Raw genomic sequence first — 12,127 nt, 5'->3', positions numbered from 1 at the left:
CCAAATCGAAGCATGCTGTCACAATAGACATCAGACCTTCCCCCCCTCCCCTTTTCAACAGCAGCAACAACCTCCAGCCAAAATCACAACGCCACGCACCAGCACATGCGCCATTACATGACACCCCGACCGGCCATCCCTTTGTTTCTTCTGACCGCGCTTCTCGTTTCCCTCACACCGGCACGCGCAAACACTGGTCGTCCGCTGCAAGACACAGAATGGATCGACCCCGAAACTGGACACCGCGTCATCCTCTGGTCGCGCCTCCCCGGTCGCAGCAACACCCTTTATTTCCACCAGCACGCCTTCACCGAAAAGGGCGACCTCTTCGTTTTCTACAACATCAACCAAGACGGCCAGCGTCGCCTTCATTCGCTCAATCTCTTCACCCGCGAAATCACCCGTCTCAACGACCGTGACACCAGTTGGTATTTCTTTCCACAAGTCGCCCCCAAATCCCGCCAGGTAATCGTGCTCAGCGGCAACCAAGTGCTCGCCATCGACCTCGACACGCGGAAATCCCGCCGCATCGCCACCATCCCGCAAGAGTGGACCAGCGGACGCGGCTGGGCGCTCAACAGCGACGAAACCCTCCTCGCCGCCTGCGCTGTGATCGGCGAACGCGAACTCACCCGCACTCTCCCGCGCGAAGGTCGCCTTCGCAAAATCATGGAAGCCGGACTCCACAACATTCTCTACACCATCGACCTCAAAACCGGCGAAATCCGCACCCTTCTCGAAACCCGCAAACACTGGCTCGGACACGTTCAGTTTTCGCCCGTCGATCCCGCCCTCCTCATGTATTGCCACGAAGGTCCTTGGCGCATCGTCGAGGACCGCATGTGGACCCTCCGCACCGACACCGCGAACCCCGCACCCAAGCCCGTCAACCCCACCCTCCTACGCGGCATTGAGGCCAATGGTCATGAGTTTTTCGATACAGATGGCGGTGGCGTGTGGTTCGACCAATGGATCTACGATGACGCCCGCCCCGACGCCAAAACCGACGCCCTTGGCGGACGCGATTTTTACCTCGCCCGCGTCAACCTCTCCGACGGCGCCATGACGCACCGGTATCCAATTCCCAAGGACGCCTGGTCCTACCACTACGCCATCTCCGCCGACCGCACGTTCTTTGCAGGAGATGGCAACCACTCCGGCCCAGGAAGCTGGATATACCGTTACACGCCCGCGACAAACACCCAGGCTCGACCAACCCTCAACATCGACAAACTCGCCTCGCTCGCCGGCAACAAATACCCGCTCGAACCCAACGTCCGCTTCACTCCTGACGGCAAGTGGGTCGTTTTTCAGAGCAACGCCAGCGGCGACAGCCAGGTTTACGCCGTCGAACTCGCAAAACCATCCCCCCCCCCCCCCCACTTCACACACGCACACACCACGCCCCATGACCACTCACCATAAATTTCCCCCCTCCCCGCCTCTCCCCCTCCGCGCCTTTACGCTCATCGAGTTGCTCACCGTCATCGCCATCATTGGCATCCTGGCAGGCATTCTCATTCCCACCGTCGGCGCAGTCCGCAAGACCGCGCGCACCGTCACCTGCGCCAACAACCTCCGCCAGATTTTTTTCTCTATCCAGCACTGGGCCACTGAACACAAGGGAGTCTATCCGCCTGCCGCCGCGTCCACTCTGCCCGGCGAAAACTGGGACGGCAACGGCGGCGGCGTGTGGTATCAACGCACCTCTCCCTTCACCGCCTACCTGCTCAACGACTCAGGGCGCGCCAGCCAGATGTTTGTCTGCCCGGAAAACCTTGATCCTGCCGCCAATTCCACCACCGGCATCGGGTTCGGTTATCCTTACGTTGCCAACTACCACATCCTCTACGACAGCAACAAACCGCCCCAAAACATCAACAGCACCCTCCCTTTCTCCACACTCATCATGCTCGCCGATTCCTCCACCGGCACGAACTGGGGACGCGGATTCAACGATCCCAACAGCGGCTGGGCGCGCGTCGGCGAACCGCACCGCGGCAAAGCCAACATCCTCTGGTGCGACGGACACGTCTCGCTGAAAACGAAAACCGAACTCACCAAGGACAACTGCAAACCCATCCCCTGATGTCCGTCCGCTGCCATCCTTCCTCCCCCCCCCCCCCCACACACATTCGCTGCCATTTTTTCTCCGATCTTTCACCCGCAACCAATGCCATCATGAAACATACACCACACCAACAATCCATCATCGCCCGCCATTCCATCCGCGACATGGCAGTTCTCTTGCTTCTCATCGGGCTCGGCCTCACTGCCGCCCACGCCGCGCTTCCCGATCCACTGATTCAATTCGATTTCAAGAACGGCTCTCTTGCCAACGCCGGCTCCATCAGCACCAGCCTGACGATCAACTCCCCCGCCGTGCTCAGCGCTGACAAGACCGGCGTCTCCAAACTCCCCGGCGACCAAGCCCTTTCCAACACGGTTGCCGATGGCATGGGCTCCTCCGCGAGTGCGACAGGCCGCGATGGCGTCGCCACCGCAGCCTTCACGCTTCCCGCATCCAACACATTTACCATCACCGGATGGTTCAACGCCGAGACCCGGCTCAACTCTGCCGCCCGCATTCTCCAAAAAACGAATACCAACGCCGGCATCAGCCTCTATGGAAACAACGGCGCGCTTGCCGTGGAAATAAACGGCAAAACCGCCGTCACCTCCGATGCCGTTTTTGGTGAAACGGGGAAATGGGTTTTCTTCGCCATCACGTATTCATGGAACAATGACACCAGCACCGGCTCGGTTAACTTCTACACCGGTTCGACGGCAGCCGGCAGCATCGCCACGGCAGGCTCTGTCGCCGCCACCAGCGGCACAGGGGCGCTCGCCGCCACCAGCAGCGACCTTCGCATCGGCAACGATCCCGGGAAAACCCGCCCCTTCGACGGACTCCTTGATGACATCCGCATCTACAAAGATGCCCTCGACACCACCCAACTTGAGCAAATCCGCCTGAACGCAGCGCCCATCCCCGAACCCTCGCACCTTGCCCTCGGCGTCGGCGCCACCGCTCTCGCGCTCGGATGCGTATGGCGGACACGCATGAGTAAAAATTAAGCATGCCATGCGCCACGCCATTCTATTCCTGTTCACCCTCACATATTTTTCACTACAAACGGCAGCCTCATCCTCCGCCTCCGGACGCTGGCTGCTCGTGGACGCGCGCGGCACAACCGACGCAAACGATACCGCTGCCTTTACCACGCTCCGGGATGCCGCCGCCTGTGTCCGTCCCGGTGACGTGATCTGGATTGCGCCCGGCAGCGGTCCCTACCGTGAAGAACTCTTCATTCGCACCTCCGGCACGGACGAAGCACCTATTACCGTCGAAGGCAACGGCAACGAAATCACCGGCTTCGCCCCGCTCGCCTTCCTTTCCGTCACCGCCACCAACGCGGCAAGCACCGGCCATCGCGTCGCCGATGTCACAGTGCCGTATCCCTTCGTGCTTCGCCATCACGGCCGACGCATTCCCGAAGATGCCGCCACGCATCGCTTCGCCGGCCCCGTAATCTGGGATGCCACACAAAAGACTCTCACGTTGACCGATCCTGCCGCCAGCGCCAGCGACTGGGAAATCTCCGCCCGCACCTTCGCCGTTCGCATCCAGGACGTCTCCCATCACCGTTATCGCAACATTGTTGCCAGCGGTTCCCTCAATGACGGCTTTAACCTCCACGGCATCGGAAAAGATCTCATCTTCGAAAACATCACCGGCTGCGACAACCTCGACGAAGGATTCTCCGCCCACGACGACATTAGCTGCGAAATCCACAAGGGCCGTTTTTACGGAAACGACAACGGCATCTACAACATTCAGCGATCTGTCATGCGTATCCAAAACGTGGATATATTTCAAAACCTGGGCCTGGGCCTTGCCCTCCGCGAAGCCTCCATCGAGGCTGACAACGTCCGCGTCTGGTCCAGTGGCATGCGCCAGCTCCACATCGAACAAAACGGCGTCTTGAGCGGCCGCCTCATCATCATCCACCGCCTCGCCCACACCACCCGTCCCTGGCTCACCTACAAGGAATCCGCCGGCCTTAACGCCATTGCAACCTTCAGCGGTCAGGCACGCGACCCTGCCCCCCCCGCCCTCGCCGGCGCCGGCATCATTCACCTGCCCGCCCCCACTCCCTTCACGTCAAAACCGTGAACACGCTCGCTCTTTCCTCCCTCCGCTGGATGTTTCGCGAACGCCCGCGTGGCCCTTGGCTTCCCGCTTGTGTGCCAGGTTGCGTGCACACCGATCTGCGCGCCGCGGGTCTCATACCTGATCCCTTCCACGGCACCAACGAACTCGATTTGCAATGGATTGAGGAACGCGATTGGGAATACCGCACTCGCTTCCACGTCACGCCATCTTTCCTCGCGGAAGAGCACGTTCAACTCGTTGCCGACGGCCTCGACACCCTTGCCACCCTCTACCTCAACAACCGCCAGGTGGCCGTCACTGACAACATGTTCACCGGCCACCGCCTCGACATAAAATCCCTGCTCCGCCCCGGCACCAACGAACTCCGCCTCATCTTTGCCAGCGCACTCAAAACCATCCGTTCCATCCGCCTCGAACACCGTCCACCCGAAAGCAATGATCCCGTAGGCCGCTGCACCGTATTGCGCAAACAGCAATGCCAGTTTGGCTGGGACTGGGGACCGCGCTTCGTCACTGCCGGCATCTGGCGCGACATCCGTCTCGAAGCCTGGAGCCACAACCGACTCGTCAACGTCCGCATCACACAGGACCACACCGACGACGGCGGCGCTGTCACGCTCACTCTCATTCCTGAACTCGCCACCGCAGTTCCCGTCACCATCGAAGCTAGCGTCGCTCTCAACGGACGGATCGTGGCGCGAGCCTCCCGCTCGTTTCTCCCCACTCCTGCATGTGGCACGCCCGCGCCACTCACCCTCCACATCACCAACCCGCAACTTTGGTGGCCGGCCGGCCAGGGCGCGCAACCGCTCTACGACATCGAAATCACCGCCACCAATCCAGCCCCCTCCTCCCCTCCCGGACTCAAGCTCACCCGCCGCATCGGACTGCGGACCATTACACTCGACCGCAGTCCGGACCAATGGGGCGAATGTTTTCGTTTTCTCGTCAACGGTCGCCCCATTTTCATCAAGGGTGCCAACTGGATACCCGCCCACACCTTCGTCGCCTGCCTCACGCGCCGCGACTATGAGCGCGACATCCGCGCCGCCTCCCTCGCCCACATGAATCTCCTCCGCGTCTGGGGTGGGGGCATCTACGAAAGCGAGGACTTTTATGATCTCTGCGACGAACTCGGTCTCCTCGTCTGGCAGGACTTCATGTTTGCCTGCACCCCGCCACCACACGACGAGGCATTTCTGGAAAGCGTGCGCACCGAGGCGGAGCAACAAGTCGCGCGCCTCCGTCACCGAGCCAGCCTCGCCCTCTGGTGCGGCAACAATGAAATCTCACAATTCACCGAAGCCCTCCGCGATCCCGCCATTAAGCGCGGCTACGAAATCATCTTCCACCACCTCCTTCCCGATGTCGTCGCACGGCAGGACGGCATCACCGCGTATCATCCCAGCTCTCCGTGGCGCGGGCGTTTCGACACCGATCACGCCGAAGGCGAAAAGCGAGGAGACACTCATTTTTGGGATGTGTGGCATGCCCGCCACCCTGTGAAGGATTACGAAAAATGGACCTTCCGCTTTGTATCCGAATTTGGGATGCAAAGCTATTCCTCATCCACCACCAATGCCACCTTCTGCCCGCCGCAGGATGGCAATGTCTTCGGACCCGCAATGGAGAACCACCAGAAACATCGCGGCGGCAACCAGATCATCCTCGACTATGTGGCCTGTCGCTACCGTTTCCCAAAAGATCAGGACGCCCTCATCACCCTCTCCCAACTCAACCAGGCTCACTGCATGCAAACCGGCGTTGAACACTACCGACGCCTCATGCCGCGTTGCATGGGATCAATCTACTGGCAGCTTAACGACTGCTGGCCCGTTGCCTCCTGGAGCTCCATTGAGTTTACCGGACGCTGGAAAGCCCTTCATCATCTGGCCCGCCGTTTTTACGCTCCAGCGCTAGTCAGTGCGCATGTTCCCGGTGACGATCATGTCAGCATCGGCAACTACCGTCGTTCAAATGTGGATACCGTGAATCTTTACACCGTTTACGACTCCCCGGCCCCCACCCGGGGCACATTGCGCTGGAGCTTGTTTCACCTCGACGGCACGCGCCTCCTCACCGGTCGTAAATCCGTTCGCCTGCGCCCCCTTGAATCCATGCTCCAGCGCACACTCCGCCTCGCTCCTCACATCGCCCGCCATGGACGCGATCATCTGTACTTGCGCATCGCGCTCGATATCGGTGGCAGCGCTGTGAGCGAAGACACCGTCCTGTTTTCGTCTCCGCGCTTCATCCCTCTCCCACGTGCCAAGACTACCGTATCCCTCCGCCTCACCTCGCCTCAAACCGCCCGCCTCATCTTTCATTCGTCAGCATTTCAGCATCGTTTCCATTTCGATTTTCCCGGCATGGATCACACCGCAAGCGACAATTTCTTTGAACTCTACCCAGGGGAAGCCAGACGCATTGACGTAAGCTTCCGGCAACCAGTCACCAAGTCCGCCCTGCTAGCCGTCCTGCGTCATCAATCACTCCGCGACACCTACGCATGACCACGCTCCTCCAGCAACGGACACCCATTCCCGCCACGGACGCCTCCGCAATCGATGACACATCATGGCGCGAGGTCGAAGCCTTCATTCACGCACATTGGAACAATACGGTGCGTCACACACCAGACGATAGCGGCACGCTCCTCGGTCTCCCGTTTCCCTACACCGTGCCTTGCCGTGACAGCACGTTTCAGGAAATGTATTATTGGGATACTTATTTTGCGTCACTCGGTCTCCTCGACTCCGGGCATGCCAGCCTCGCCGTGTCCAACGCCCGCAACTTCTTCGCCCAAATTGCCCGCCACGGCTTCGTGCCCAATGGCAACCGCACTTTCTACACCAACCGTTCTCAACCGCCCTACCTCGCCGCGCTGGTGCAGGCAATTGACGTATCTGAAAAACAATCACAATGGTCTGAATGCAAACACACCGGCTGGACGCAGGATGCCGTCGCCGCTTTGCGCACCGAACACGCATTCTGGACCACCCGGCGCGCCACGTCCTGCGGACTCTCACGATATGGTCACAATGACGACGACGACGGACTTTGCGAATTTTACCCCGTGGTGGCGGCGCGACTCGGCATGACGCAACCGCCGCGAGAATTGCTGCCCGAACTCTCCCACGCGCTTGCCGAAGCAGAGTCGGGCTGGGATTTCACCCCGCGTTTTGAACATCGCTGCGAAGACTTTTGTCCTGTTGACCTGAATAGCCTCCTGCATCTTCACGAGCTGTATCTGTCAATCAATGATAACATCGGGAACCGGAAATTTTGGCGCGGGCGCGCGATGCACCGGCGGCAGTTGATTCACGATTTTTTGTGGAACGACGAACGCGGCGGTTTTTTCGATTACGATCACCGCCACGACCGGCGTGGTGACAGCGTATCGGCGGCGGCATTTCATCCGCTCTGGGCCGGTATCGCAACGCCGAGGCAGGCGGCGCGAACCGTTGAAAGGATGCTGCCTCTGCTCGAATTTCCCCACGGCCTCGCCACCTGTGCGCCGCCGGAGCCAACATGCAACGGCTCCAAGCAGAAACTTCGTCAATGGGATTTCCCAAACGGCTGGGCCTGCCTCCAATTGATCGCCTACCGTGGACTGGCCCGCTACGGTTACACTACGCAAGCCGTGCGCATTGCACAAAAATACCTGAATGTGGTGAGTCGGGGTTTTGAGGAGACGGGTGATCTCTGGGAAAAATACAATGTCGAGGATGGTACAGTCTCCCGGATCAACGAGGCGGGGTATTTTTCGGACACCGGCGATCCGGCTCCCGCGATGATGGGCTGGACGGCAGGCGTGTTCATCGACGCGCTCGCGTTTCTGCGAAAACACAGGACGCTGGTGTGATTTGCCATCGCCCCGCAGGCTAAACGCCACCGCGCTTCAAGCCAGCGCCGGGTAATCCGTATAACCTGCCGCCCCCTCGGCGTAGAATGTTTCCTGAACTGGCGTATTCAACGGAGCATTACGGCGCAGGCGTTCGGGCAGGTCGGGGTTGGCGATGAAAGGAACTCCAAACGCCACCGCATCGGCTTCGCCAGCGGCGAGCACCTGTTCGGCTGTCGCCTTGGTGAATTGTTCGTTGGCGATGTAGATGCCGCCAAACGCCTGCTTCAATTGCGGACCGATGCGAGGCGGGTTGCCCTCCAGCGCCTCGCGGGCGCAGATGAAGGCGATCCTGCGTTTGCCGAGTTCGCGCGCCACGTATCCAAAAGTCGCCAGCGGATTGGAGTCGCCCATCGAATGCGCGTTGCCACGCGGCGCGAGATGCACGCCGACGCGATTTGCGCCCCACACGGAAATCGCGGCGTCGGTCGCAGCGAGCAGAAAACGGGCGCGGTTTTCGATGCTGCCGCCATAGCTGTCCGTGCGACGATTGGTGGCGTCCTGCAAAAACTGGTCGGGCAGGTAGCCGTTGGCTCCGTGGATTTCCACGCCGTCGAAACCGGCGGCCTGCGCATTGGCGGCGGCGCGGCGGTAGTCCTCGATGATGCCGGGAATCTCATGTGTCTCCAACGCACGCGGCGTGACAAAGGGCGTGATCGGACGCACCTGACTGACGTGTCCGCCGGGCGCGATTGCACTGGGAGCAACGGGCAGCGCGCCGTTGAGAAACATCGGATGCGAGATGCGTCCCACGTGCCAGAGTTGGGCAAAAATGCGTCCGCCCGCTTCGTGGATGGCGCCAGTTACACGTTTCCAGCCCTCAACTTGCTCGGCGGACCAAAGGCCGGGCGTGTCACGGTAGCCGACACCTTGCGGCGAGATGGCCGTGGCTTCGCTCAGAATGAGACCGGCGGAAGCGCGTTGCACGTAATACCCGGCCATGAGCGCATTGGGAACGCGCCCGGCGCTGGCCCGGCAACGCGTAAGCGGTGCCATGATGATGCGATTGGGCAGTTGGAGGTCGCCGATGGTGACGGGATCAAAGAGCGTTGGCATAATGTTTGCGGATGAGAGACCGGCAATGTGATGCCACAACGTTTCGCACGCAACTCGGGGGCAAACAACCGCAAGATATGCACAAGTTTTGGAGGGCAGGCTTCCTGACCTGCCGACGACGATGAAGCTCGCAACAGTGGACCTCACCCATTCGGAAGGCGTGGCGTCGCCACGTCCGGCGGGTCAGGAGACCCGCCCTCCACATGCAAAAGTCCAGTTGCACGGCGCACAATACTGGCAAACAGTGAACCCTTCATCCGCGAAAGCCATGTCCACCGATTCCACTGATCTTGCCGAACTCGTCACCGATCTCGCCCGCCGCGCCCGCGCGGCCTCGCTTGTGCTGGCCACGGCTCCTGCGGAACAAAAAAACGCCGCCCTCCTCAAGCTCGCCGATCTCCTCCCCGCCGCCACCGCCGACCTGCTGGCGGCCAACGCCAAAGATCTCGCCAGCGCCCAGACCGCCGGCCTGAGCAAGGCCATGATCGACCGCCTCACGCTCACGCCCGAACGCATCGCGCACCTCGCCGAATCCGTCCGCCAGGTGGCCGCGCTCGCCGATCCCGTTGGCGAAACGCTCGACGACTGGACCCGTCCCAACGGCCTGCGCATCCGCAAGGTGCGCGTGCCCATCGGCGTCATCGGCATCATTTACGAAGCGCGTCCCAACGTCACCATCGACTGCGCCATTCTCTGCCTCAAATCGGGCAACGCGAGCATCCTGCGCGGCGGTAAGGAGATTTTCAATACAAACACCGCCTTCGCCGCCCTGCTTCAGCAGGCGCTCGCCGCCGCCGGCCTGCCCGCCGACGCCGTGCAACTCGTGCCCACGACCGACCGCGCCGCGCTCAACACCCTGCTCAAGCTCGACACGCTCATTCACTGCATCATCCCTCGCGGCGGCGAATCCCTCATCCGCTTCGTCGCGCAAAACAGCACCATCCCTGTCATCAAGCACTACACCGGCGTGTGCTTCCTCTACGCCGACCGCGCCGCCGATCCCGCGATTGCCGAGTCCGTGCTCATCAACGCCAAGACCCAACGCCCCGGCGTGTGCAACACCGTTGAACAACTCCTCGTCCATGCCGGCGCCGCGCCCGCGCTCCTGCCCCGCCTTGCCGCCGCGCTGGTGGAGCGCCGCGTGCAACTGCGCGCCGACGAACGCGCCGCCGCCATCCTCGCCGCCGCCGGCATCGCCCACACGCCCGCCACGGCGGCGGACTACACGACGGAGTTTCTCGACCTGATCATTGCAGTGCGCGTCGTCGATTCGCTGGAGGACGCCATCGCCACGATCAACTGCGACGGCTCCGGCCACAGCGACGCGATCATCACCACGGACGAGACGGCCGCGCAGCGTTTTCTCGCCGGTGTGGACAGCGCCACGGTTTACTGGAACGCAAGCACGCGCTTCACCGACGGTTTTGAGTTTGGTTTTGGCGCCGAGATCGGCATCTCAACCGACCGCCTGCACGCCCGCGGCCCGATGGGACTCGCCGAACTCTGCAGCTACAAATACCTGCTCACCGGCAACGGTCAGGTGCGCGGATAGGATAGGGATAAAACGTCCGCGCCCCCTTTGGCGTTACTCGATCCGTTTTACGGGCTGCCACCCTTTTATGTTACGGACATTGTAGTAGAGACCCACCGCGACTGTTTCGTAAACAGTCGGGGACACACGAAAAATCTGCTCATGGTCATCCTCAAAATAGGAGCAGAGCAGGTAATGGCCCGATGACTGCGCAATCTTGGATCGCACAATAAAGAAGCCTTGCGCGGGCAATGCCACCGCAGGCTGCGCGGCGGCAGCGGCGGCAACGACGGTGGACGATTCTGTCGCGGCTGGCGGCTCGGATGCGATGGCGGGCGCAGGTGCAGGTTCGGACGCAGGCACGGAAACAATGGCAGGAGGCGGTTCGACGACAACAGGCGCGGGCGCGGGCGCGGCAACGACAGTTACGGGCTCCGCCGACACCTGTATGGGAGCCTGCGGGGGGGGGGGGGGGAGGGGGGGGCACCGCTGGGGCAGGATCGGAAACCGGGGCGGAATGAGAAGACGAGGCCGAGGCGCGTGGAGGGAAGGCAATGACGGGTGGCAGAAGGATGCTCGGGTGGGAAACGACGCCAGCGGTTGAGGCAGCCGGAGGCGCTTCCTGCACGGTGACGGTGCTGCCCGGTGCAGGAAATTCGATGGTCGGAGGAACGTCGAAAGTGGCGACGCCGGTGGGCGGCGGGACGTCGGTGAGCGCAACGGCGCCGGTGGCGGATGTCACGGCCACGGAGGCGGAGTCGGGAGCGGTTGTCTCTGAAAACCGGATACCAGAAGATGAAGGCAGTGTCGTATCCTGAGCCACGGGCTCAAGCGGGGTGACGGTTATCGGCGTGGTTTCGGCCACCTGATCGGGTGGCGCGGATGCCGGCGGGGCTGCCGGTGCAGGTTCCTGTGCGTCCGGGATGAGGGCGGTGGGAATGACGGAAACGGCATCCTGCCCGCCCAAGGGAGTCTCCTCGGCAAGTTCGGGAGAGGAAGGCAGAGGAGGATTGTAGAAACGCCAGATGAACCAGGCTGGAGTCAGGACCAAAACGAGAATGAGCAGAAGGATTTTGGACGAGTTCCTGGAATTGCGTCGGGAGGAATGGTTGTATCGTCGGGCCACGGTGTTTGGAGGAAATGTTTTGGACGAGAGTTGCAGTGATGATCCGGTTTCAGAATCGACGGTTTCCTGGCCGCTTGCAATTGCCATCTTAATGCAAAACATCCCTCCCCCCCCCCCCCCCCGTCGGGCAATCCAAAAAAGAGCGGCGGCACGGATACCACCGCTCTGTCTGACCAAGGAATGTGACGCGATTGAGTGTAGCCCGTTGTCTTAACGGTAGGGAGGCCTTTGTGCCCTCTCTCTGCCGAGGGCAGCCCTTCGGGCCATCGCCTCCGGCGATGCCATCTCCGCGCTGCTGCGCTCCGTCCGAGGCCTCCGAAACCACGCTCCGTC

The 12,127-nt window shown here is 61.4% G+C and carries 9 protein-coding genes; 7 read left to right on the top strand and 2 right to left on the bottom strand.

Annotation, left to right across the window (positions count from 1 at the left end; translation table 11 throughout):
• Positions 1-117: 117 nt before the first annotated feature.
• From OBACDRAFT_RS12675 to OBACDRAFT_RS12650, 6 genes are all read left to right on the top strand, one after another.
• Positions 118-1,425, top strand: a complete 1,308-nt coding sequence (locus OBACDRAFT_RS12675; protein WP_198529898.1) for an oligogalacturonate lyase family protein — start codon at positions 118-120, stop codon at positions 1,423-1,425.
• Entirely contained in the window at positions 1,409-2,089 is a 681-nt protein-coding gene (locus OBACDRAFT_RS12670) for a prepilin-type N-terminal cleavage/methylation domain-containing protein (RefSeq protein WP_052361915.1), read from the top strand. Before OBACDRAFT_RS12675 ends, OBACDRAFT_RS12670 begins: the two co-directional genes overlap by 17 nt.
• A gap of 92 nt (positions 2,090-2,181) precedes the next feature.
• Entirely contained in the window at positions 2,182-3,078 is an 897-nt protein-coding gene (locus tag OBACDRAFT_RS12665; protein ID WP_125113794.1) for a LamG domain-containing protein, read from the top strand.
• 7 nt (positions 3,079-3,085) lie between these two features.
• Positions 3,086-4,177 carry a hypothetical protein gene (locus OBACDRAFT_RS12660; RefSeq protein ID WP_052361913.1) on the top strand — a complete coding sequence of 364 codons (1,092 nt, stop codon included), beginning with the start codon at positions 3,086-3,088 and terminating at the stop codon, positions 4,175-4,177.
• The gene (locus OBACDRAFT_RS12655; protein ID WP_043586151.1) at positions 4,174-6,690 is read left to right on the top strand and encodes a beta-mannosidase; all 2,517 of its coding nucleotides are present in this window, start codon (positions 4,174-4,176) and stop codon (positions 6,688-6,690) included. The genes OBACDRAFT_RS12660 and OBACDRAFT_RS12655 overlap by 4 nt, the downstream gene beginning before the upstream one ends.
• Positions 6,687-8,042, top strand: a complete 1,356-nt coding sequence (locus OBACDRAFT_RS12650; RefSeq protein ID WP_052361911.1) for a trehalase family glycosidase — start codon at positions 6,687-6,689, stop codon at positions 8,040-8,042. Before OBACDRAFT_RS12655 ends, OBACDRAFT_RS12650 begins: the two co-directional genes overlap by 4 nt.
• A gap of 36 nt (positions 8,043-8,078) precedes the next feature.
• Here the strand turns inward: OBACDRAFT_RS12650 and OBACDRAFT_RS12645 are convergent, their stop codons facing one another.
• Positions 8,079-9,137, bottom strand: coding sequence for an alkene reductase (locus OBACDRAFT_RS12645; RefSeq protein ID WP_043586149.1), 1,059 nt, complete (start codon positions 9,135-9,137; stop codon positions 8,079-8,081).
• A gap of 121 nt (positions 9,138-9,258) precedes the next feature.
• Between OBACDRAFT_RS12645 and OBACDRAFT_RS12640 the strand changes: the two genes are divergently transcribed.
• Entirely contained in the window at positions 9,259-10,689 is a 1,431-nt protein-coding gene (locus OBACDRAFT_RS12640; protein ID WP_081722023.1) for a glutamate-5-semialdehyde dehydrogenase, read from the top strand.
• Positions 10,690-10,840: 151 nt separating this feature from the next.
• Here the strand turns inward: OBACDRAFT_RS12640 and OBACDRAFT_RS12635 are convergent, their stop codons facing one another.
• Positions 10,841-11,719, bottom strand: coding sequence for a hypothetical protein (locus OBACDRAFT_RS12635; RefSeq protein WP_157837055.1), 879 nt, complete (start codon positions 11,717-11,719; stop codon positions 10,841-10,843).
• Between the last annotated feature and the right edge of the window lie 408 nt (positions 11,720-12,127).

Origin of the sequence: Geminisphaera colitermitum TAV2, from assembly GCF_000171235.2 — a bacterium.
GTDB classification, from domain to species: Bacteria; Verrucomicrobiota; Verrucomicrobiia; order Opitutales; family Opitutaceae; genus Geminisphaera; species Geminisphaera colitermitum.
Note: the sequence above shows the minus strand (reverse complement) of the source record. Positions and strands in the feature narration are given on the sequence as shown.

Coding starts and splice junctions, on each gene's coding strand:
- OBACDRAFT_RS12675 (WP_198529898.1), top strand. CDS start 118: ATGACACCCCGACCGGCCATCCCTTTGTTTCTTCTGACCGCGCTTCTC.
- OBACDRAFT_RS12670 (WP_052361915.1), top strand. CDS start 1,409: ATGACCACTCACCATAAATTTCCCCCCTCCCCGCCTCTCCCCCTCCGC.
- OBACDRAFT_RS12665 (WP_125113794.1), top strand. CDS start 2,182: ATGAAACATACACCACACCAACAATCCATCATCGCCCGCCATTCCATC.
- OBACDRAFT_RS12660 (WP_052361913.1), top strand. CDS start 3,086: ATGCGCCACGCCATTCTATTCCTGTTCACCCTCACATATTTTTCACTA.
- OBACDRAFT_RS12650 (WP_052361911.1), top strand. CDS start 6,687: ATGACCACGCTCCTCCAGCAACGGACACCCATTCCCGCCACGGACGCC.
- OBACDRAFT_RS12645 (WP_043586149.1), bottom strand. CDS start 9,137: ATGCCAACGCTCTTTGATCCCGTCACCATCGGCGACCTCCAACTGCCC.
- OBACDRAFT_RS12640 (WP_081722023.1), top strand. CDS start 9,259: ATGAAGCTCGCAACAGTGGACCTCACCCATTCGGAAGGCGTGGCGTCG.